Raw genomic sequence first — 21,299 nt, forward strand, 5'->3', positions numbered from 1 at the left:
GCCGCTGGCCGGCTCAGAACCCGTAGCGCAGGAACCCACCGTCCACCGCGATGCACTCGCCGGTGACATAGCTGGAGGCTGGCAGGCACAGGAAACCGACCGCCGCCGCCACCTCTTCGGGCTCGCCGATACGGCGCATCGGCGTGCGGTCGATCACCTGCTCGTAGTAGTCCGGATCGGACAACGGCCCGGAGGTCCGCCGGGTGCGGATGTACCACGGCGCCACGGCGTTGACGCGGATGCCGTCCTCTGCCCACTCCACCGCCAGATTGCGGGTCATCTGGTGCATCGCGGCCTTGGTCATGCCGTACACCGCGCCGCTGCGCACGTGGGTCAGGCCGGACACGCTGCCGACGTTGACGATCGCCGAGGCCGCGTGCCGCGCCAGCAGCGGGTGCGCGTAGCGCGACAGCTCGAACGCCGAAAACAGGTTGGTCTCGAAGATCCCGCGCCACTCGTCTTCGGTGTATTCGGTGGCCGGCTTGCTGATGTTGCCACCGGCGTTGTTGACCAGGATGTGCAGCCCATCGCTGTGGTCCTCCACCCAGTCCAGGATTTCGCGGCGGTCCTCGTCATCGGAGACGTCGGCAGCCAGCCCGTGGATCTCACGATCCGGGTAGGCATCAGCCAGTTCATCGCGGGCCATCTCCAGCGCATCCGCATCGCGGCCGACGATCAGCAGGTCCGCACCGAAGCCTAGCAGTTCGCGCGCGATCGCCAAGCCGATGCCGGCACTCGCGCCGGTGATCAATGCGGTCTGTCCATCCAGTCGCCAACGTTGCGCGCTCACGTGCTTCTCCTGCGGTGATCCATGGGATGCAGCACCCACGGTGCGGCCCGGATAGGATAACGCGCGATGGCCGGCCTACCGGACGCCATCACGCGCAAGGCGCGAGGCGGTGGGACACTGATGCTCCGCTACCGGCTCACCGAGGGAGGTTGCCATGACGATCCGTATTGCCCTGCCGCTGCTCGCGATGATCGCGCTGAGCGCCTGCAACCGGCCAGTGCCGCCGGCACCGGACACACCACCGGAACCGCAGGCCACTGAACTGCGCGATGCGATCCAGGCACCGATCGACCGCGCCAAGGCGGTCAGTGACACCCTGCAGCAGTCCGCCGATGCCCGCGCCGCCGAAGCCGACCGCGCCAGCGGTGACACGCCACCGCCCAGCCCCTGACACCCATCGGCCGGATGGCAGAACGCCCGGCACAGGCCGGGCGTTCGGGTGTCACACAGTACCGCTGAGGCCGCTTACAGACCGCAGAAGCAGTACACCAGCGTCTTGACCGGCGCGGCGTTGTTGCGCGGGTCGCGTGCGGCGTCCTCGACGAAGCGCAGCTGGGTGTCCAGCTCCGGCATCGAACGGGCCAGCATCAGACGGGCCATGCCCGACTCGCCCAGCATCCAGGCACCGGCATGGCTGCCGGCGAAGCCGCTGAGGAACTGCGCGAACGGCGTGGCCGCCTTCTCGATGTAACGCACGCGGAACTTGCCGGCCTCACCAAGCTTGGCGCGGCTGGCGGCATCCGCCACCGCGGCCTTCAGGCCACCGAAGTCATCGACCAGGCCACGTTCCTTGGCCTGCGCACCGCTCCACACACGACCGCGGGCGACTTCATCAACCGCTTCCACCGGCTTGTTGCGCGCGGCGGCGACCTTGCCGGTGAAATCGGCGTAGCCCTTGTTGATCACCGACTGGATGACCTGGCCCACGGCCGGGTCCATCGGGCGGGTGATGTCGAACGCACCGGCGAAGCGGGTGGTGCCCACGCCATCGGTATGCACGCCGATCTTGTCCAGCGAGCGGGCCACGTTCGGGATCATCCCGAAGATGCCGATCGAACCGGTGATCGTGGAGGGGTCAGCGTAGATGCGATCGGCATTCATGCTGATCCAGTAACCGCCCGAGGCGGCCAGATCGCCCATCGAGACCACCACCGGCTTGCCGGCTTCCTTCAGCGCGACCACTTCACGGCGGATCTGCTCGGAGGCGAACACTTCACCGCCCGGCGAGCTCACGCGCAGCACCACGGCCTTCACGTCCTTGTCGTCGCGCGCTTCGCGCAGCAGGGCCGAGGTCGACTCGCCACCGATGCGGCCGGCCGGCAGATCGCCACCGGAGATTTCACCGGACGCCACGATCACCGCCACCTGCGGACGCGAATCCACCGGCGAACGGCGGCCATCGAGCACGCTCAGGTAGGCATCCAGATTGACGTTGCGGTAGCCACCGTCCGCGTCGTCGTCGGCGATGCCGCGCTCGGTGAGCAGGGTGTCCACTTCCTCGCGCGTCTTCAGGCCGTCCACCAGCTTCTGCTGCAGGGCGAACTTGGCCAGGTCGCCACCAGCGGCGGCGATGCCTTCGGGCATGGTATCGATGCCGGCGGCCAGCTGGGCCGGGTCGAGCTTGCGTGCCTTGGCGATGTCGGCCAGGTAGCGCTGCCACACATCGTTCATCCAGAACAGGTCGGCTTCCTTGGCCTGCGGCGATGCGGCGTCCAGCACGTACGGCTCGGCGGCCGACTTGTACTCACCCACCTTGAACAGGTGCACGTCCACGCCCAGCTTGTCCTGCAGGCCGGTGCGGAAGTACTGGCGATAGCGGCCCAGGCCCTCGAGCACCACGCCGCCCATCGGGTCCAGGTAGACCTCATCGGCCTGCGAGGCCAGCAGGTACTGCGACTGGCTCATGTTCTCGCTGAAGGCCACGACCTGCTTGCCGGCGGCACGCAGTTCCTGCAGCGCTACGGTCACTTCGCGCATCGAGGCGAAGCCGCTCGGCTGCAGCTTGTCCAGCTCCAGCACCACACGCTCGATCTTCTTGTCGGTCTTGGCCGCCTCCAGCGCGCGGATCAGATCACGCAGCTGGATTTCTTCGGCGCCCTTGTCACCGACGGCCTTGCCCAGCGCGCGGCTGACCGGATCGGCGCTGAACTGCTCGACCAGCCGACCTTCCGGCGCGATGACCAGCGTGGTGCGGTCCTGCAGCGACGCCTTCGAGGTCGCGCTCTTGCCCATCGCGACGATGAACAGGATCAGGATCAGGAACAGCAGGCCGAAGAACACCAGGTTGAGGATGAGCCGGCGGGTAAAGTTCATCACATCCCACAGCCCGATGAAGAAGCTGGCGACGGGATTGCGACGCGCGGGTTGGTTCATGGGGGTAACTCCAGAGTGGCTTCTTGCCGTGGTGCCAGAATAGCCGTTGCCGGGCGCGCCGGCATCGGACACAAGTCAGGGGGTCGAGGGGAGGCCGGCACGGGCGCTGCTCACGCGCAGGCGCCAGGCCATGAGGATCGCGGCGGCGGTCAGGCCCAGGATCAGGCCCAGCCACATGCCCTGCGGGCCCATGCCCAAGCCCAGTCCCAGCCCGGCGCCGAGCGGCATGCCCAGGCCCCAGTACGAGAACATGGCGATGAACATCGGCACGCGGGTGTCCTTCAGGCCGCGCAACGCACCGGCCGAAAGCACCTGGATGCCATCCGGGAACTGGAACGCGGCTGCATACAGCAGCAGGGTCGAGGCCAGTGCAGCCACGCCCAGATCGTTCGTGTAGACGCCGACGATGGCGTCATGGCCAAGCAGCAGCACCAGCGCCGACAGCGTCTGGGTGCCCAGGATGATCAGCAGCCCGGCGATCGCCGCGCGGCGCACACCCAGCCCGTTGCCGCTGCCGACCGCATGGCCGACCCGCACCGTGGTGGCTTCGGCCACGCCCATCGGGATCATGAAGCACAGCTGCGCCACATTGATCGCGATCTGGTGCGAGGCCGCTTCGGTGGCGCCGAGGCGGCCGATCAGCAGCGCGGTGACGATGAACAGGCCGCCTTCCATCAGCACGGTGATGCCGATCGGCAGGCCGGTGCGCAGCAGCTCCCAGATCGCGCTCCAGCGCGGCGCGTCGAAGTGCGAGAACAACTGCAGGTGGGCGAAGCGCTTGGTCTTCCACAGGTAACCGGCAAAGCACAGCGCCTGCAGCCACATCATGATCGCCGAGGCCATGCCCAGGCCTTCGGCGCCCAGCTCGGGGAAGCCGAGCTTGCCGTAGCAGAGCACGTAGCCCAGCGGCGCCAGCACCAACAGGCCACCAAAGCCGAGCAGCATGGTCGGCAGCGTCCAGTGCATCCCTTCGCTGAGGTAGCGCATGCAGAAGTACAGCGTCAGCGCTGGGCCGCCCCAGCGCACCGCATGCAGGAACGCGGTCGCGCCGGGCACGATATCCGGCGCGATGCCGAACGCCGGCAGCAGCGGCGGCACCACCGTGAGGAAAGTGAACATGATCAGCCCCAGCCCCAGCGCCAGCCACAGCGCCTGGCGGAACAGCGGACCGATCTCGCGCTCGCGGCCCGCACCGTGCAGCTGCGACACCGAGGCGGTCAGCGAGATCAGGGTGCCGATCGGGATCAGCATCGGCAGCCACAGCAGCGCCGTGCCGATGGTGACGGCCGCGAGGGTGTGGGTGCCGTGGTGACCGGCGATCACGTTGTCGACGAAAGAGATCAGGCCGGTGGAGACATGGCCCAGAACCAACGGCAGCGCGAGCAGACCGGTGGCGCGCACTTCCCGGGAGAGGCGCGGCGTGGAGGAAGCGGTAGACATGGGAGTCACAGACGGCAACTACGGTCGCGCGCGGAGGGCACAGGCACCGGGTTGCGGCCCGCCATCTTACGCGCGCGGCCGGGGAAAAGCCGCGCTTTCAGGTAAACGGGCCGAAGCCGTCAGTGGCCCACGTTCTCGCGCAGCCAGCTGTCCCGTGCGGCCGGCGCCACGCCAAGGAATTCGGCGCGCACGCGGTCGCGGTCCTGCGGTGGAGTGCGCTGGGCGACCAGGGTCAGCTGGGTGAGCTGGGAGGGCGTGAGCTGGCGCAGCACCGCCAGCGCGGTGGGGCGCTGCTCGGCCGGCAGATACCCGAACAGGCCCTGCAGCTTGGTGAACTCATGCCCGAGCTGTGGGCCAAGCAGCCAGCCGTCGCGGAAGCGCTGGTCCTGTTCGGCGAAGCGCTGGCGAAGCGCCTGCTGCTGGGCCGGCGGCAGCGCCGCCACGCGCGCCGCCGCGGCGCGGACACGGGCACGCTCGCTTTCGGTCATGGCCTGCCAGGCGGCATAGCGGCTGCGCAGCTCGCGCAGCTGGGCCGGATCCAGCGCTGCGGGGGTGGTCGGGATCGCCGGTGCAGTGGCACTGGCCGGCGCCGGCACCGCGAGCGGCACCTCCACCCGGTTGGGGGCGGCGATGGCCGCACTGGAAAGCCCGAGGGCGATCAGCAGGAAGACAGGCTTACTCATCGGCGGCAGCCGTCTCCAGGCCGGCGGTAGCGGGTTCGGGGCGGCTCGGCTGGGCCTGGGATTCATCCACGGGCACGGGGCCACCCGCAGCAAACCATGCGTACAGATCGGCATCGCGGGCGGTCGGCAGATCCGGATCGGCCAGCATCGCCGCGTCCGTGGCCGCGTAGGGCGAGGCGGTCGGCGCCACGGTCGGCAGGTCGGCCGCCGGCAACGCTTCGACCGTGACCGGGCCGGCATCGGCGACGGCACCTTCGGGGGTATCGGCCATGGGCTCGCCACCCTGACGGGCGTGTTTCCACCACGCCGCGCCGCCGAGCAGCACGCCGGCAGTGACGGCCACGATCAGCACGCCCTTCCACGGGAAACGACGGCCGCGCTGGCGCTTGAGCGGACGGCGCTGGGTGGGGGCATCGGACTTGACCGGCGTGCGCCAGGAGGCGGTATCGGGTTGCTGGCTGGCCGGGGCCGCCACCGGTTGCTGCAGGCGCTGCAGCCGGCTGGCGGGCAGATCGCGGATACGCAGCTGGACCTGCTCGGCCAGCGCGCGCCAGCCGGCGGCATCCGGGTTGCCATGGGCATCGCGCGGGCAGGCATCGGCCAGTGCGTGCTGGTAGTCGGCCATCGGCAGATCCAGGATCTGCGCGGCCGCGGCTTCATCCAGCCCGCCACCGATCCGTAGCACAAACGCCAACCGTGCCGGCGGGGTCAGCCCGGCCAGGTGCTCCAAGGGGGCAGGCCAACGGCCTGCGGCCGGCTCGCGCAACGGCGCGCGGTGCACCAGCAGCGACCAGAACCGCTCCGGCCACTGGGCCATGGGCAGATCGCTGGCGATGCCGGCGAAGGCACGCATGACGGCGACCAGCGCCTGTTCGGCGACGGTCGGGTCGCCGCACTGCAGCTCGGCCACGACCAGGGCGCGGCGTTCAACGCCACGGAGAAACGCCGACAGCGCGCCGGCTGCGGTAGAAGAAACGGGGGCGGGCGCAGCCGTCATAGCAACTCCATCATTGTGTGGAAATGATAGCGATTGCGTCACTCCAGCGGCGCGCGGATGTTCATTTCCTGTGAGCGGCCACGCTCCGCAAAGCCTTCCGGCGCAAAAGGTTGTGCACAGCACCACGCAAAACCGGGGTAGAACCACACGTGAGCCCCACGTCAAGTCTGTTTCAACTTTGTTTCACAGCTATGTTGTTGTTTTTATTGCTTATTGTTGCTTGGCTATTTTTTGACCAACCTGAGCAGAACGTCGGAAGTTCCTGACGCAAGGCGGTCACATACGCAGTGGCACACAGACTTATCCACAGAAGATGTGGATAAGCCTGAATCTCCAATCAAGTCGGATATTTAGGTGGGATTTATGATTGGGCGCGCACCCGGTTGAGACGGTGAATGGGCGTGATCCGCTCCGCCCCTGCCCGCTACACTGGCCCGATGACCTCCTCGTCTTCGACCCTGCGCGTCGCCCTGCCGGTGCCGCTGCCGCACTTGTTCGACTATGCCCCGCCGCCCGGGCCAGCCCCGGACCCGGGGATGACCGGGCAGCGGGTCCGGGTGCCGTTCGGCTCGCGGGAGCTGATCGGCGTGGTGGCCGGGATCGGCCAGGTCGAGGACCCGGGCAGCCTGCGTGCCGCGATCGAGTGGATCGACACCACGCCGCTGGTGACCGGTGAGCTGTGGCGCTCGCTGCAGTGGCTGGCGCGCTACACCCATGCCCCGCTGGGCGAGGTGATCAGCACGGCCCTGCCCGGTCCGCTGCGGCGGGGTGAGGCCGTGCCGGACACCCATCAGTGGGGCTGGCAGCTGACGGCGGCCGGCCGCGACCCGCAGCCCAAGCTGCGCAGCGGTACCCGCCCGCAACGTCTGGCCGAGTGCCTGGCCGAGGGCGTGGTGAACGAAGACCGCCTGGATACCTTGATGGACGACTGGCGCAGCGCGGCCCGGTCGCTGGCCAAGCGCGAGCTGGTCGAACGGATCGCGCTGGCGCATTCACCGGCCATCGCCTCGCCGGCAAGCGGCCCCGCGCCCAACGCCGAACAGGCCGAGGCGATCGCCGCGATCACCGCCGCCGACGGTTTTGGTGCCTTCCTGCTCGATGGCGTGACCGGCAGCGGCAAGACCGAGGTCTACCTGCAGGCGATCGTCGCCTGCCTGGCACGCGGCAAGCAGGCGCTGGTGCTGGTGCCGGAGATCGGGCTGACCCCGCAGACGCTGTCGCGCTTCCGCAACCGCCTGGGCATTCCGGTGCATGTGCTGCACTCGGGCTTGAACGACAACGAGCGCGCCCGCGTGTGGGCCGCCGCCGCGCGGGGCGAAGCACAGGTCATCGTCGGCACGCGCTCGGCGGTGTTCACGCCACTGCCGCATGCGGGCCTGATCGTGATCGACGAAGAGCACGACGGCAGTTACAAACAGCAGGACGGCATCCGCTATCACGCGCGCGATTTCGCGCTGGTACGCGCCAAGGCACTGGACGTCGCCGTCGTGCTCGGCAGCGCCACGCCGTCGCTGGAATCGCTGCACAACGCGCATGCCGGCCGTTATACCCACCTGCGCCTGAAGCAGCGCGCCGGCGCCGCGCGCCCGCCGGTGGTGCGCGTGCTCGATGTGCGCAAACGACCGTTGCGCGATGGGCTCTCGCCGGAAGTACTGGCCGGCATCACCCAGCATCTGCAGGCCGGGCACCAGGTGCTGGTGTTCAAGAACCGCCGCGGTTATGCGCCCGTGCTGCTCTGCCATGACTGTGGCTGGACCGCGCCGTGCCAGCGCTGCGATGCGCCGATGACCGTGCATGCCGGTGGCCGGCGCCTGCAATGCCACCATTGTGGTGCGCGCCAGTCCGCGCCGCTGGCGTGCCCGGACTGCGGCAGCCTGGCGCTGCAGCCGCAGGGCATCGGTACCGAACGGCTGGAAGAACATCTGGTCGAGGCCTTCCCGGAGTTCCCGGTGATCCGCATCGACCGCGGCACCACCGGCAAGCGCGATGCGCTGGAAACCCAGCTGGCCTTGCTGGGCGATCGCGCGGGGATTCTGGTCGGCACGCAGATCCTGGCCAAGGGTCACGACCTGCCGAAGCTGACCCTGGTGGTAGTGGTCGGCATCGATGAAGGTCTGTTCTCGGCCGACTTCCGCGCCAGTGAAAAGCTCGCCCAGCAGCTGATCCAGGTCGCCGGCCGCGCCGGGCGTGCGGTGGATGCCGGCGAGGTCTGGCTGCAGACCCACCACCCGGGGCATCCCCTGCTGGAGACGCTGGTCAACGGCGGCTACCACGCCTTTGCCGATGCGGAGCTTCAGCAGCGCGAGGCGGCCGGTTTCCCGCCGTTCGCGCACCTGGCGCTGCTGCGTGCCGAAGCGCAGCAGGTGGAGCATGCCAACGCGATGCTCAGTGCGGTGCGCGCGTTGATTCCCGACGATGCCGCGGTGGAACGCTACGGCCCGATGCCGGCATCGATGCCCCGCCGCGCCGGCTACCAGCGCACCCAGCTGCTGCTGTCCTCACCCGCGCGACGCCCACTGCATGGCGTGCTGGACCAGGTGACGCCGCAGATCTCCGCGCTGCCGCAGGCACGCAGGGTGCGCTGGTCGCTGGATGTGGATCCGATGGATCTGTACTAGGCCGGCAGGTGCCGACCGTTTGTCGGCACGAGGTAGTGCCGGCCGCTGGCCGGCACCCCGATCAGGTCAACGCCGTCATGACCCCACGCTGGTACGCCGGCCGCTGCTTCAGCCGTTCGTACCAGGCGGCCAGATGCGGCAGGTCCGGCCGCTGGATCGGCATCTCGAACCAGGCATAGATGAAGGCGCCCAGCGGGATATCGCCCATCGCGAACTGCTCACCGGACAGATACGGCTGCCGCGACAAGGCCTCATCGGCCATGGCCAGCAACTCGCCCGAGCGCACCAGTGCGGCAGCGATGCGCGCCTCATCCCGATCAGCGGGCGCGGTCCGCAACGTGCCCCAGAACAGATCGCGGAACACGCCGGCGAAGGTCGAGGTGGTCCAGTCCATCCACTTCTCCGACTGCGCGCGCGCCACCACGTCCTCCGGGTACAGCGTGCCCAGCGCGTAGCGCGCGCAGAGATAGCGCACGATCGTGTTGGATTCCCACAGCGGCAGGCCCTGGTCCTCGATCACCGGCACCAGCCCGTTCGGATTCATCGCGCGGTACGCCGGCGACTGCGTGCCACCGAATGCACCGCCGACTTCGATCGACTCGTAGGGCGCACCGATCTCCTCGGCACACCACAGCACTTTGCGCACGTTGCTGGAATTGCGACGGCCCCAGATTTTCAGCATGATCGGACTCTCGTATCGGGCGATGCGCGGCACGGGGCGCGCGGTGCGGATACGATACGCCCAACGGCGGGCTGTTACTTCGTCGCCTTCGCCGCACTCTTCTTCGGCAGCGCGCGCACATACGTCGATTTGCCGTCCTTCTTCATCTCGAACAGGCCGGTCGCGGCCAGCAGATCGCTGAGTTTGCCGTACCCGTAATTGCGCGAATCGAAGGAGGCCTGGTTGCCGATCTGGCTGCCGACCGGGCCCAGGTGTGACCAGCCATCCTCGGCTTCGGCCGAGGTCACCGCGCGGCGCAGCATCTGCACCAGGCGGGTGTCGTTGCGCAGCTCCGGGCCGCTCTTGCGCGGGCGGGTTTCCTCGTTGTCCTGCTCCACTTCCTGATCGGCCGCATGCGGCTGACCCAGGGCTTCGATGTAGGTGAACTTCGAGCAGGCGTTGACGAACGGCTCGGGCGTTTTCTTTTCGCCGAAGCCGTACACCTTCACCCCGTCGGTCAGCAGGCGCATCACCAGCGGGGTGAAATCCGCGTCGCTGGAGACGATCGCAAAACCGTCCAGATTGCGGGCGTACAGCATGTCCATCGCGTCGATCACCATGGCCATGTCCGAGGCGTTCTTGCCGCGGCTGTAGGCGAACTGCTGGATCGGGCGGATCGCGTATTCGTGCAGCACCGATTCCCACCCTTTCAAGCGCGGACTCTTCCAGTTGCCGTAGGCGCGGCGGACATTGGCCACGCCATAGCGGGCGACTTCGGCCAGCACCGCATCGATCTTGGACGAGGGCGCGTTGTCGGCATCGATCAACAGGGCGATGCGCTTTTCCGGTTCGGACATCTCGGTCTCCTGGGCGGGATCGGATCGGCCATCGGGCAAGTGCGATGGCCCCTGAACCCAGTATCGGCCATCGACGTGAACATCGCGCTTCACGTGCGACCATGGGCCGCATCACGAGACGACCTGCGCCGCCCCCCGCCGGCGCCCGCCAAGGAGTGAAGCATGACCCGCGATCCCACGCCCCACCTGCTCATCATCGGTGGCGGTTTTGCCGGCCTCTGGGCTACCCGTGCCCTCACCTCGGCGCACGTGCGCATCACCCTGGTGGACCGTCGCAACCACCATCTGTTCCAGCCGCTGCTCTACCAGGTGGCCACCGCCGGCCTGTCCGCGCCGGATATCGCCGCACCGCTGCGCCACATCCTCGGCGACCAGCGCAACGTTGAAGTGCGGCTGGGCGAAGTGACCGACATCGACAAGGCGGCGCGCACCGCGACCCTGGCCGATGGCACGCAGATCGCCTACGACACCCTGATGCTGTGCACCGGTGCCACCCATGCGTATTTCGGCCACGACGAATGGGCGGCTGATGCGCCGGGCCTGAAGACGCTGGACGATGCCATCGCGCTGCGCCGCAAGCTGCTGCTCGCCTTCGAGCGCGCCGAGGCCGAACCCGATCCCGCGCGCAAAGCGGCCTGGCTGAGTTTCGCCGTGGTCGGCGGTGGCCCCACCGGCGTGGAACTGGCCGGTACCCTGGCCGAGATCGCACGGCATACGCTGCGCAATGAGTTCCGCCATATCGATCCTGCCTCGGCCAAGGTCCGCCTGGTCGAGGCCGGCCCGCGCGTGCTGTCGACCTTCCCCGAGGTGCTCTCGCTCAAGGCACGGCGGCAGCTGGAAAAGCTGGGCGTGGAAGTGCTCACCGGCACCCCCGTCAGCGACATCAATGCCGAAGGCTTCCAGCTCGGCGAGCGCTTCGTCGAGGCCCGCACCGTGGTCTGGGCCGCCGGTGTCGCCGCCTCACCGCTGGCGCGCACGCTGGACGTGCCACTGGATCGCGCCGGCCGCGTGCCGGTGCAGCCCGATCTCACCCTGGACGGCCACCCGGAGATCTTCGTCGCTGGTGACCTGGCCGCACTGACCCAGGCTGACGGCAAGCCGGTGCCCGGCGTCGCGCCGGCGGCCAAGCAGATGGGCAAGCACGTGGCCACCACGATCCAGGCGCGCCTGGCCGGCAGGCCCGCACCCGGGCCGTTCAAGTATCAGGACTTCGGCAACCTGGCGACCATCGGCCGCATGGCCGCCATCGTCCACCTCGGCCGGCTGCAGCTCTCCGGGGTGCTGGCCTGGTGGTTCTGGCTGGCCGCGCACGTGTTCTTCCTGATCGGCTTCCGCAACCGCGTGGTGGTGCTGTTGAACTGGGCGGTGGCGTACTGGAGCTACCAGCGCAGCGCCCGGATCATCTTCGGTGATGCACAGGACGATCGCCGGCCGAAACGACCGCCCACGCCCTGATCAGCCCTGCGACAGACATCCCCAGCCATCGACCTGGCCGCTGTAGGAGACCGCCTCGCTGGCGAGCAGACCTTCGAAGCCCGAGATGTTCTGGTGGGTCGGCAGCATCAGCGGATGCACCACCACCTGCCACGGGTAGTCGTCGTTGCCCTCGTACGCCGCGAAGGACACCTTCTGGTCGTTCTTGAGCAGGTGCACGGCGAAGGCGATCGCCACGTCCTGGGTCGGGAAGATCAGCGCGAAATCCACCTCGCGCGGAATCGACAGGTCGTCGCCATCCTGCAGCATGTTCCAGAGCACATCGCCATTCTCATCTTCCGGGTACAACGACAGATCGCGGGACATGGCACTCCAGGGCTTGGGCAAGCGGATCAACGAACGAGGGTCGATGGTATGCCGCCAACGAAGGCCCGAACAACCCGCACGCGGGGCTACGTGGGATCGGGCAGCGCCAGCCACGCCAGCTTGCGCTCGCGCGGTTGCCGCTTGAGCTGCCACTCGGCCTTCGACGCCGTCGCGCGGTCCGGGTAGGCGCGCATCGCCAGCACCTTCACCGGGGGGTTGGCCCGGGTGTACTTCGCCCCTTTGCCGGCGAGATGGGCCTGGAAGCGCGCGTCCACGTCGTTGCTGATGCCGGCGTAATAGCTGCCGTTGCGGCATTCAAGCAGGTACAGGTACCAGAGGGCGGGTTCAGCGGGCATACCGGGATTATCCCCCGGCACGGGCCCGGCGGCTGCTAGAATCCGCCCCGGATGCAGGAGAGAGGCGCCGCGCTGGCGCCCGCCGAAGGCGCAGGCTCCCATAATCGCTCAGGCCGGTGGCTGCACAGCCACCAACCATGCATCCGACACGCCGATCTGGAGAGAGGTCTTCAATGACCCGCCGAAGGGGCACGTGGCCTTGGCCACCGAACTCTCAGGCAAAAGGACAGCGGGAGCGGCAACAGAATCCCACCCCACGACAGTGCAGCGGCGCTGGCGTGATGCGTGTGCGTTTCCGTCCCCGCCTGACGTGCTTCCCGGAGCCACCCCCATGCTGCTCTCCCTGATCTACCTCATCGCCATCTCGGCCGAAGCCATGACCGGCGCGCTGTCGGCCGGCCGCCGCCGCATGGACCTGTTCGGCGTGGTCATCATCGCCTGCGTCACCGCGCTCGGTGGCGGCTCGCTGCGCGACATCGTGCTCGGCCATTACCCACTGGGCTGGGTGAAGCACCCGGAGTACCTGGGCTTCACCATCTGCGCGGCGCTGATCGCGACCTGGGTGGCGCGCTGGATGCACCACTTCCGGCGCACCTTCCTGGTCCTCGATGGCCTGGGCCTGATCGCGTTCACCCTGATCGGCTGCGCAGTCGCGCGCGAAGGCGGGCACACCGTGCCGATCATCCTGATCGCCGGCATGCTGACCGGTGCGTTCGGCGGCGTGCTGCGCGATGTGCTGTGCAACGAGGTGCCGCTGATCTTCCAGAAAGAACTGTATGCCGTGATCACCCTGCTCACCGGCGCGGCCTACCTGACCCTGCTGGAACTCGGTGTATCGCTCAACGCGGCCACGCTGTGGTGCCTGGGCGGTGGCTTCCTGTTCCGCCTGCTGGCCATCCACTTCAACTGGGAAATGCCGAAGTTCGTATACCGCGACGAGGTGCATTGAACGGAACGTTCAATGCACCGGTAGCACCCGACCGTTGGTCGGGTGGCCTGACACACGTTCAATGCACCGGTAGCACCCGACCGTTGGTCGGGTGGCCTGACATACGTTCAATGCACCGGTAGCACCCGACCGTTGGTCGGGTGGCGGCGTGTACCGACGGTATGCATGCGCCGCCCCGTGACCACCTTGGTCGGATGACGCAATGCACCCATCCGCCCGGGCCCTGCCCCGCCCCATGACCAAGGGCATGTGAGTGCAGGCATCCACACGCGGTACCATGACGCCCCCGCCCCTCCCGGGTCGGTATCCAGCCACGCTGCGGCATTCGACCAGCGGCCCCGCCAGACAACCCCACTTCGCCCCGCCTGCCCCCACGGGCCGGTAAACCATGGACGCGTTCGCCGTGTGGCGTGCGCGCAGGATGCCCCATGTCTGCCCCGCTCCCCTCGCGTTCCCGTCGTCTGTTCAAACCGCTGTTGGTCGTGGCCGTACTGGCCGCCGCCGTGATCGCCTGGCGGGTGTTGTCGCCCGCGCCGACCGCCGAGGCCGCGCCTGCGAGCACCGCCACCCCGGTGCGTGTGGCCACCGCGACGCGGGAAGATCTGGTGGTGCGCCTGAAAGCGCTCGGCACGGTGACCCCGTTGCATACGGTGAGCATCCGCAGCCGCGTGGATGGCGAACTGCTGCGGTTGGCATTCTCCGAGGGTCAGCACGTCACCGCCGGCGAGCTGCTGGCCGAGATCGATCCGCGCCCGTTCCAGGTGCAGCTGTCGCGTGCGCTGGGCACCCAGCAGCAGAACCTGGCCGAGCTGGACAATGCCGAAAGCCAACTCAAGCGCTTCGCCGAACTGCAGACCAAGCACTTCGTCTCCGCGCAGGACCTGAGTGATCAGCAGAGCAAGGTGCGCCAGCTGCAGGGCCGCCGCCAGACCGATCAGGCGGCGGTGGATGAAGCACGCCTGCAGCTGCAGTACACCCGCATCACCGCACCGGTGGCCGGGCGCATGGGCCTGCGCAACGTCGATGTCGGCAACCTGGTGCGCAGTGGCGATACCGAGCCGCTGGCCACGATCACCCAGACCACCCCGATCAGCGTGCTGTTCACCGTGCCCGAGCCGGACCTGCCGGCGGTGGTGGCTGCGGCACGCGCCAATCCGCAGTTGACCGTGGAAGCCTGGGACCGCGAGGAGCGCACCGCGCTCGGCGACGGCGTGCTCTCCAGCCTGGACAACCGCATCGATACCGCCACCGGCACGCTCAAATTGCGCGCGCAGTTCGCCAACGCCGATGAGTCGTTGTTCCCCAACCAGTTCGTCAACGTGCGCCTGCAGGTCAGCAGCAGCGATGCGGTGGTGATTCCCAACGCGGCCGTGCAGTTCGGCAGCAAGGGCAGCTACGTCTACGTGATCGCGGCCGATGACACCTCGTCGCTGCGCACCGTGGTGCTCGGCCCGGCCGATGGCGAGCGCGTCTCGGTGCGCGAAGGCCTCAAGCCTGGCGAGCGCGTGGTGGTGGAAGGCATCGACGGCCTGCGCGAAGGCGCCAAGGTCGAGGTGGTGGAGCAGGACCCGCCGCGGACCGGCGCATGAACCTCTCGCGCCCCTTCATCGAGCGCCCGGTCGCGACCACGCTGCTGATGGTGGCGCTGCTGCTGTCCGGCGTGATGGCCTACCGCCTGCTGCCGGTCGCGGCACTGCCGCAGGTCGATTACCCGATCATCCAGATCACCACGCTGTATCCCGGCGCCAGCCCGGATGTCACTACCAGTGCGGTCACCGCGCCGCTGGAACGGCAGCTGGGGCAGATCCCGGGGTTGAAGCAGATGTCCTCGACCAGCTCCGGCGGCGCGTCGGTGATCACCCTGCAGTTCTCGCTGGAGGTCGCGCTCGGCGTGGCCGAGCAGGAAGTGCAGGCCGCGATCAACGCCGCCGACAGCTTCCTGCCCGATGACCTGCCGGTGCCGCCGGTGTACCGCAAGGTCAACCCGGCCGATACCCCGATCCTGACCTTGGCGGTGACCTCGCAGGGGCTGTCGCTGCCGCAGGTGCACGACCTGGTCGATACGCGCATGGCGCAGCGGATCTCGCAGCTGCCCGGCGTCGGCCTGGTCAGCCTGGCCGGCGGGCAGCGCCCGGCAGTCCGCATCCAGGTCAATCCCTCCGCGCTGGCCGCCAACGGCCTGAGCATGGCCAGCATCCGCACCGCGATCGGCACGGCCAACGTCAACCTGCCCAAGGGCAGCTTCGACGGCCCGACCCGCGCGATCATGCTCGATGCCAACGACCAGATGCGCTCGGTGGCCGAGTACCGCGCCCTGATCCTGGCCTGGAAGGACGGCGCACCGCTGCGCCTGGGCGATGTCGCCACCATCGAAGATGGCGCCGAGAACCGCCAGCTGGCCGCGTGGTCGGGCACCACCCCGGCGGTGCTGATCAACATCCAGCGCCAGCCCGGCGCGAACGTCATCGCCGTGGTCGACCAGGTGCGTGCGCTGCTGCCGCAACTGCAATCCTCGCTGCCGGCCGGTGTGGATGTGGCCATCCTCAGCGATCGCACCGAATCGATCCGCGCGTCCATCCGCGGCGTGCAGCACGAGCTGCTGATCGCGATCGCACTGGTGGTGATGGTCACCTTCCTGTTCCTGCGCAACATCCCGGCCACGATCATTCCCAGCATCGCGGTCCCGCTGTCGCTGGTCGGCACGTTCGGGGTGATGCTGCTGGCCGGCTTCTCGCTCAACAATCTCACCCTGATGGCGCTGACCATCGCCACCGGCTTCGTGGTGGACGATGCGATCGTGATGCTGGAGAACATCGCCCGTCATCTGGAGCGCGGTGCCACGCCGATGCAGGCAGCGCTGAAGGGCGCCCGGCAGATCGGCTTCACCCTGATCTCGCTGACCCTGTCGCTGATCGCGGTGCTGATCCCGCTGCTGTTCATGGCCGACGTGGTCGGCAAGCTGTTCCACGAATTCGCGATCACCCTGGCGGTGGCGATCGGCATCTCACTGCTGGTCTCGCTGACGCTGACGCCGATGATGTGCGCGCGCCTGCTCAAGGCCGGTCATGCCACCCGCCGCGATGCGGATGGGCAGGAATCGGCGCAGCAGGGTGACCCGTTCGATCGCGTCGTGGCGGTCTACGATCGTCAGCTGCACTGGGTGCTGCAACGCCAGCCGCTGATGCTGGCCGCCACCGTCGCCACCCTCGTACTGACGGCACTGCTGTACGTGTGGGTGCCCAAAGGCTTCTTCCCGGTGCAGGATGCCGGGCTGATCCAGGGCATCAGCGAGGCGCCACAGTCGATCTCCTTCCAGGCGATGGCGCAGCGCCAGCAGGCGTTGTCGGCGGCGTTGCTGGAGGATGAGGACGTGGCCAGCCTGTCCTCGTTCATCGGCGTGGACGGCAACAACGCCACGCTCAACAGCGGGCGCCTGCTGATCGAATTGAAACCGCACGCACAGCGCGCTGCCGATGCGCAGGCGATCATCGCGCGGCTGCAGCAGCGCGTGGCGCATGTCCCGGGCATCAGGCTGTACCTGCAGCCGGTGCAGGAGCTGGGCATCGAAGACCGGATCAGCCGTACCCAGTACCAGTTCACCCTGACCAGCCCGGATATCGCGCAGCTGGAGACGTGGACGCCGCGCCTGCTCGAGCATCTGCAGCAGGCACCGGCACTGGCCGACGTCGCCAGCGATCTGCAGAACCAAGGGCTGCAGGCACACGTGGTGATCGACCGGGTCGCCGCCGCGCGCCTGGGGATCAGCGTGGAGACCATCGCCGATGCGCTGTACGACGCGTTCGGGCAGCGCCAGATCTCGACCATCTTCACCCAGGCCAACCAGTACCGCGTGGTGCTGGAAGCGCGCCCGGACGTGGCCTTCGGCCCGGATGCGATCGCACGCCTGCACGTCACCGGTCCGGACGGACGGCAGGTGCCGCTGGGCGGCATCGCACGGATCGAACAGCGCCCCGCGCAGCTGCTGATCAACCATGTCGGCCAGTTCCCGGCGGTGACGTTCTCGTTCAACCTCGCCCCGGAGGCATCGCTGGGCGAAGCGGTGGAGGCCATCGAAGGCGCCCGCGCCGCGATCGGCCTGCCGGCCAGCGTCGAACTGCGCCTGCAGGGGGCGGCCGATGCGTTCCGCGCCTCGCTGTCGAGCACGTTGTGGCTGGTGCTGGCGGCGGTGGTGGTGATGTACCTGGTGCTGGGCGTGCTCTATGAGAGCTTCATCCATCCGATCACCATCCTCTCCACCCTGCCCTCGGCCACCGTGGGTGCGTTGCTGGCGTTGCTGGTCAGCGGGCGCAGCCTGGACCTGATCGCGGTGATCGGCATCGTGCTGCTGATCGGGCTGGTCAAGAAGAACGCGATCATGATGATCGACTTCGCGCTGGAGGCCGAGCGCGAGCACGGCATGGCGCCGCGTCAGGCGATCCATCAGGCCGCATTGCTGCGCTTCCGCCCGATCCTGATGACCACGCTGGCCGCGCTGTTCGGCGCGATCCCGCTGATGTTCGCCAGTGGCTCGGGCGCGGAGCTGCGCCAGCCGCTGGGCCTGGTGATGGTGGGCGGGCTGATCGTCAGCCAGGTGCTGACCCTGTTCACCACGCCGGTGATCTACCTGTTCTTCGACCGCTTCCGCCAGCGCCCGGCGCCGGTGGCCGACGGGGCTGACGAGGCGCTGGCGTGAGTCCGCTGTCGCGGGCGATCGGCTGGTTCGTGCAGCATCCCGTCGCCACCGTGCTGCTGGCGGTGGCGGTGGTGCTGGCCGGCCTGCTCGGGCTGCGCCTGCTGCCGGTCGCGCCATTGCCGCAGGTTGATTACCCGGCGATCAACGTCAGTGCCAGCCTGCCGGGCGCGAGTCCGGAATCGATGGCGGCCAACGTCGCCACGCCGCTGGAACGAGCCCTGGGCACCATCCCGGGATTGACCGGGATCGACTCGGCCAGCACCCAGGGCTCGACCCAGGTCGAGCTCAAATTCGCGCTCGGCCGCAACGTGGACGATGCCGCGCGCGACGTGCAGGCGGCGATCAATGCCGCGCGCGCGCAGCTGCCCAGCGGCATGCCGGGCATGCCCCAGTACCGCAAGGTGAATCCCTCGCAGGCGCCGATCATGGCGCTGGCGCTGAGCTCGGACAGCCTCGCGCCGGGCCAGATCTACGACGTGGCCTCCACCGTGATCGCACAGAAGCTGGCGCAGATTCCCGGCGTCGGCGAGGTGCAGGTGGGCGGCAGCTCACTGCCGGCGGTGCGCGTCTCGCTCGATCCCAATGCCCTGAACCATCACCGCATCGCGCTGGACGACATCGCTGCGGCGATCCGCAACGCCAACGCGCTCAAGCCACTGGGCACGGTGGCCAGCCAGGCCCAGCAGTGGCAGCTGGAGGCCACGCTGCAGCTGCGCACCGCGGCTGAGTACCGCCGCCTGATCGTGGCGATGCGCGACGGCCGCCCGGTGTACCTGGAGGATGTGGCCGGGATCAGCGAAGGCGTGGAGGATCGCTATGCCAGCGGCTTCCACAACGAGCGCCCGGCGGTGCTGCTGATCGTCAGCCGCCAGCCGGACGCGAACATCATCGAGACCGTCGATGCCATCCAGGCGCAGATGGACACGCTGCAGGCACTGCTGCCGGCCGCCATCGACATGCAGGTGGTGATGGACCGCTCGCCGGTGATCCGCGCCACCCTGCGCGAGGCCGAGCTGACGCTGCTGCTGGCGATCGCGCTGGTGGTGCTGGTGGTGTTGGCCTTCCTCGGCCACTGGCGCGCGGCGCTGGTGCCGACCGTGGCGATTCCGGTCTCGCTGCTGGGCGCGCTGGCGATCATCGCCCTGCTCGGGTTCTCGCTCAACACGCTTTCGCTGATGGCGCTGATCGTGGCAGCGGTGCTGGTGGTCGACGATGCGATCGTGGTGCTGGAGAACATCGCCCGCCACCGCGAAGAAGGCGCTTCGCCGATGACCGCCGCGCTGCGGGGCGCGGGGGAAGTCGGTGCCACGCTGCTGTCGATGAACATCGCGCTGGCCGTGGTGTTCATCTCGATCCTGTTCCTGGATGACTTCGTCGAGAAGCTGTTCCGCGAGTTCTCGCTGACCCTGGTGGCGGCGATGGGCGTCTCGCTGCTGGTCTCGCTCAGCCTGACCCCGATGCTGTGCGCACGCCTGCTCGGGCAGCCGCGACCCGGCCCGGGCAATGGGCTGCAGCGCGCCGGTACCGCGCTGTTCGAACGCCTGCGCGGCGCCTATGTGGGCAGCCTGCAGACGATGCTGCGCTGGCTAGCGGTGCCGTTGCTGCTGTTCGCCGGCGTGATCGCGTTGAACGTGTGGCTGTTCCAGCAGGTGCCCAAGGGCATCGTGCCCAAGCAGGACACCGCCCAGCTGCGTGGCTTCGCGCGTGGCGACGACGGCCTCTCGTTCCAGGTCATGCAGCCCAAGATCGAGGCGTACCGCAAACTGCTGCTGGCCGACCCGGCGATCAGCGACATCATCGGGTACATCGGCGGGCGCAGCGGGGTCAACAACGCCTTCATCATGATCAAGATGACGCCACTGGCCGAGCGCAAGGTGTCCAGCCAGCAGGTGATCGACCGCCTGCGCAGCAACATGCCGAAGATTCCCGGCGGCGGCATGTTCCTGTGGGTGGACCAGGACATCAAGCTGGAAGGCAGCGGCGACAGTGGCCAATACGAGTTCCAGCTGCTGTCCGGCGAGCTGGAGCCCCTGCGGCAATGGGCCCCCAAGGTGGCCGACGCACTGCGCGCCCTGCCCGAGCTGGTGGACGTGGAATCCAAGGGTGACGAAGGCATGCGCCAGGTGGTGCTGGACATCGACCGCGACGCCGCCGCACGCTTGGGCGTGGACATGCGCATGATCGCCTCCGTGCTCAACAACGCCTTCAGCCAGCGCCAGGTCGCCACGCTGTACGACACCCTCAACCAGTACCGCGTGGTGATGGAACTGGACCCGCGCTATACCCAGGATCCCTCCACGCTGGAGCAGATCCACGTGATCGGCAAGGACGGCCAGCGCCTGCCACTGTCCTCGATTGCCAGCTGGTCCTACGGCATGGCACCGGACCGCATTTACCACAGCCAGCAGTTTGCCTCGGTCTGGATCGAGTTCGCCCTCGCACCCGGCGTCACCCTGGACCAGGCGGTGAAAGCCGTGGACCGCGCGATGGCCGGCATCATGCTGCCCACCCATGTGCAGGCCAGGCTGAGTGGCGAGGCCGGTGGCTTCGAGAAACTGCGTGAGCGTCAGCTGTGGCTGATCGTCGGCGCGATGCTGGCGGTGTACCTGGTGCTGGGCGTGCTGTACGAGAGCTTCGTGCAGCCGCTGGCGATCCTGTCCACCCTGCCCTCGGCCGGCGTGGGCGCACTGTTGGCGCTGATGGCGTTCGGCAACGAATTGAACCTGATTTCGCTGCTGGGATTGTTCCTGCTGGTAGGCGTGGTGATGAAGAACACCATCCTGATGATCGACTTCGCGCTGTCGGCCGAACGCGAGCGCGGGCTGTCGTCGTATGAGGCCATCTGCGAGGCGGCACGGCTGCGCTTCCGCCCGATCCTGATGACCAGTGTGGCTGCGTTGCTGGGTACGTTGCCGTTGATGCTGGCCACTGGCGAAGGCTGGGAGATGCGCCAGCCGTTGGGGATCGCGATTGTGGGTGGGTTGCTGGTGAGCCAGTGGTTGACGTTGTATACGACGCCGGCGATCTATCTGGCGTTGGCGAAGCTGCGGCGCACCCCGTGATCACCGGGCGCGCCGGGCAC

The 21,299-nt window shown here is 68.3% G+C and carries 16 protein-coding genes and 2 riboswitches; of the genes, 7 read left to right on the forward strand and 9 right to left on the reverse strand.

What is annotated here, in order from left to right; genetic code table 11:
- Positions 1-13: 13 nt before the first annotated feature.
- Entirely contained in the window at positions 14-790 is a 777-nt protein-coding gene (locus ABE472_RS05635; RefSeq protein WP_046274143.1) for an SDR family oxidoreductase, read from the reverse strand.
- A 154-nt stretch (positions 791-944) separates the two neighbouring features.
- Here ABE472_RS05635 and ABE472_RS05640 point away from each other — a divergent pair, with 154 nt between their 5' ends.
- Entirely contained in the window at positions 945-1,181 is a 237-nt protein-coding gene (locus tag ABE472_RS05640) for a hypothetical protein (protein ID WP_313219494.1), read from the forward strand.
- A 74-nt stretch (positions 1,182-1,255) separates the two neighbouring features.
- Here the strand turns inward: ABE472_RS05640 and sppA are convergent, their stop codons facing one another.
- The 4 genes from sppA to ABE472_RS05660 form a co-directional block, all read right to left on the reverse strand.
- Entirely contained in the window at positions 1,256-3,163 is a 1,908-nt protein-coding gene (gene sppA / locus ABE472_RS05645) for a signal peptide peptidase SppA (protein ID WP_313219493.1), read from the reverse strand.
- 75 nt (positions 3,164-3,238) lie between these two features.
- Positions 3,239-4,603 carry an MATE family efflux transporter gene (locus tag ABE472_RS05650; RefSeq protein WP_313219492.1) on the reverse strand — a complete coding sequence of 455 codons (1,365 nt, stop codon included), beginning with the start codon at positions 4,601-4,603 and terminating at the stop codon, positions 3,239-3,241.
- A gap of 119 nt (positions 4,604-4,722) precedes the next feature.
- Positions 4,723-5,286 carry a DUF3106 domain-containing protein gene (locus ABE472_RS05655; protein ID WP_313209043.1) on the reverse strand — a complete coding sequence of 188 codons (564 nt, stop codon included), beginning with the start codon at positions 5,284-5,286 and terminating at the stop codon, positions 4,723-4,725.
- Positions 5,279-6,283 carry a hypothetical protein gene (locus tag ABE472_RS05660; protein WP_313209042.1) on the reverse strand — a complete coding sequence of 335 codons (1,005 nt, stop codon included), beginning with the start codon at positions 6,281-6,283 and terminating at the stop codon, positions 5,279-5,281. The genes ABE472_RS05655 and ABE472_RS05660 overlap by 8 nt, the downstream gene beginning before the upstream one ends.
- A gap of 437 nt (positions 6,284-6,720) precedes the next feature.
- Here ABE472_RS05660 and ABE472_RS05665 point away from each other — a divergent pair, with 437 nt between their 5' ends.
- Positions 6,721-8,901 (forward strand): primosomal protein N', encoded by a 2,181-nt coding sequence (locus ABE472_RS05665; RefSeq protein WP_346465845.1) that lies wholly within the window; start codon positions 6,721-6,723, stop codon positions 8,899-8,901.
- Positions 8,902-8,962: 61 nt separating this feature from the next.
- Here ABE472_RS05665 and ABE472_RS05670 read toward each other — a convergent pair whose 3' ends face one another.
- Together ABE472_RS05670 and ABE472_RS05675 are read right to left on the reverse strand one after the other, a co-directional pair.
- Positions 8,963-9,583 (reverse strand): glutathione S-transferase, encoded by a 621-nt coding sequence (locus ABE472_RS05670; RefSeq protein ID WP_070472123.1) that lies wholly within the window; start codon positions 9,581-9,583, stop codon positions 8,963-8,965.
- A 74-nt stretch (positions 9,584-9,657) separates the two neighbouring features.
- Positions 9,658-10,419 (reverse strand): NYN domain-containing protein, encoded by a 762-nt coding sequence (locus tag ABE472_RS05675; RefSeq protein ID WP_102788585.1) that lies wholly within the window; start codon positions 10,417-10,419, stop codon positions 9,658-9,660.
- Positions 10,420-10,581: 162 nt separating this feature from the next.
- Between ABE472_RS05675 and ABE472_RS05680 the strand changes: the two genes are divergently transcribed.
- Entirely contained in the window at positions 10,582-11,874 is a 1,293-nt protein-coding gene (locus ABE472_RS05680) for an NAD(P)/FAD-dependent oxidoreductase (protein ID WP_346465846.1), read from the forward strand.
- On the opposite strand, the gene ABE472_RS05685 is transcribed toward ABE472_RS05680, so the two are convergent.
- A complete protein-coding gene (locus ABE472_RS05685; protein WP_313209039.1) occupies positions 11,875-12,219 on the reverse strand; it encodes a ribonuclease E inhibitor RraB in 345 nt (114 codons plus the stop codon).
- Positions 12,220-12,305: 86 nt separating this feature from the next.
- Positions 12,306-12,575 (reverse strand): GIY-YIG nuclease family protein, encoded by a 270-nt coding sequence (locus tag ABE472_RS05690; protein WP_313209038.1) that lies wholly within the window; start codon positions 12,573-12,575, stop codon positions 12,306-12,308.
- A 44-nt stretch (positions 12,576-12,619) separates the two neighbouring features.
- Positions 12,620-12,713: riboswitch (glycine riboswitch) on the forward strand.
- An 8-nt stretch (positions 12,714-12,721) separates the two neighbouring features.
- Positions 12,722-12,813, forward strand: a riboswitch (glycine riboswitch).
- Between the two features lie 93 nt (positions 12,814-12,906).
- Between ABE472_RS05690 and ABE472_RS05695 the strand changes: the two genes are divergently transcribed.
- The 4 genes from ABE472_RS05695 to ABE472_RS05710 all read left to right on the forward strand — a co-directional run bounded on the left by ABE472_RS05695 (position 12,907) and on the right by ABE472_RS05710 (position 21,279).
- On the forward strand, positions 12,907-13,524 hold the full coding sequence (locus ABE472_RS05695) for a trimeric intracellular cation channel family protein (RefSeq protein WP_313209037.1): 618 nt from the start codon (positions 12,907-12,909) through the stop codon (positions 13,522-13,524).
- 428 nt (positions 13,525-13,952) lie between these two features.
- Positions 13,953-15,113 (forward strand): MdtA/MuxA family multidrug efflux RND transporter periplasmic adaptor subunit, encoded by a 1,161-nt coding sequence (locus ABE472_RS05700; RefSeq protein ID WP_313209036.1) that lies wholly within the window; start codon positions 13,953-13,955, stop codon positions 15,111-15,113.
- Positions 15,110-18,217: an MdtB/MuxB family multidrug efflux RND transporter permease subunit gene (locus ABE472_RS05705; protein ID WP_346465848.1), complete on the forward strand. Its 3,108-nt coding sequence runs from the start codon at positions 15,110-15,112 to the stop codon at positions 18,215-18,217. The genes ABE472_RS05700 and ABE472_RS05705 overlap by 4 nt, the downstream gene beginning before the upstream one ends.
- Positions 18,214-21,279: an efflux RND transporter permease subunit gene (locus ABE472_RS05710; RefSeq protein WP_346465849.1), complete on the forward strand. Its 3,066-nt coding sequence runs from the start codon at positions 18,214-18,216 to the stop codon at positions 21,277-21,279. The genes ABE472_RS05705 and ABE472_RS05710 overlap by 4 nt, the downstream gene beginning before the upstream one ends.
- Positions 21,280-21,299: the final 20 nt, after the last annotated feature.

This window comes from Stenotrophomonas sp. TWI809, assembly GCF_039673205.1.
Classification (GTDB): Bacteria; Pseudomonadota; Gammaproteobacteria; order Xanthomonadales; family Xanthomonadaceae; genus Stenotrophomonas.

Excerpts from the sequence above, each read along its gene's own strand:
- ABE472_RS05640 (WP_313219494.1), top strand. The coding sequence starts at position 945 with ATGACGATCCGTATTGCCCTGCCGCTGCTCGCGATGATCGCGCTGAGC.
- sppA (WP_313219493.1), bottom strand. The coding sequence starts at position 3,163 with ATGAACCAACCCGCGCGTCGCAATCCCGTCGCCAGCTTCTTCATCGGG.
- ABE472_RS05650 (WP_313219492.1), bottom strand. The coding sequence starts at position 4,603 with ATGTCTACCGCTTCCTCCACGCCGCGCCTCTCCCGGGAAGTGCGCGCC.
- ABE472_RS05655 (WP_313209043.1), bottom strand. The coding sequence starts at position 5,286 with ATGAGTAAGCCTGTCTTCCTGCTGATCGCCCTCGGGCTTTCCAGTGCG.
- ABE472_RS05660 (WP_313209042.1), bottom strand. The coding sequence starts at position 6,283 with ATGACGGCTGCGCCCGCCCCCGTTTCTTCTACCGCAGCCGGCGCGCTG.
- ABE472_RS05665 (WP_346465845.1), top strand. The coding sequence starts at position 6,721 with ATGACCTCCTCGTCTTCGACCCTGCGCGTCGCCCTGCCGGTGCCGCTG.
- ABE472_RS05670 (WP_070472123.1), bottom strand. The coding sequence starts at position 9,583 with ATGCTGAAAATCTGGGGCCGTCGCAATTCCAGCAACGTGCGCAAAGTG.
- ABE472_RS05675 (WP_102788585.1), bottom strand. The coding sequence starts at position 10,419 with ATGTCCGAACCGGAAAAGCGCATCGCCCTGTTGATCGATGCCGACAAC.
- ABE472_RS05680 (WP_346465846.1), top strand. The coding sequence starts at position 10,582 with ATGACCCGCGATCCCACGCCCCACCTGCTCATCATCGGTGGCGGTTTT.
- ABE472_RS05685 (WP_313209039.1), bottom strand. The coding sequence starts at position 12,219 with ATGTCCCGCGATCTGTCGTTGTACCCGGAAGATGAGAATGGCGATGTG.
- ABE472_RS05690 (WP_313209038.1), bottom strand. The coding sequence starts at position 12,575 with ATGCCCGCTGAACCCGCCCTCTGGTACCTGTACCTGCTTGAATGCCGC.
- ABE472_RS05695 (WP_313209037.1), top strand. The coding sequence starts at position 12,907 with ATGCTGCTCTCCCTGATCTACCTCATCGCCATCTCGGCCGAAGCCATG.
- ABE472_RS05700 (WP_313209036.1), top strand. The coding sequence starts at position 13,953 with ATGTCTGCCCCGCTCCCCTCGCGTTCCCGTCGTCTGTTCAAACCGCTG.
- ABE472_RS05705 (WP_346465848.1), top strand. The coding sequence starts at position 15,110 with ATGAACCTCTCGCGCCCCTTCATCGAGCGCCCGGTCGCGACCACGCTG.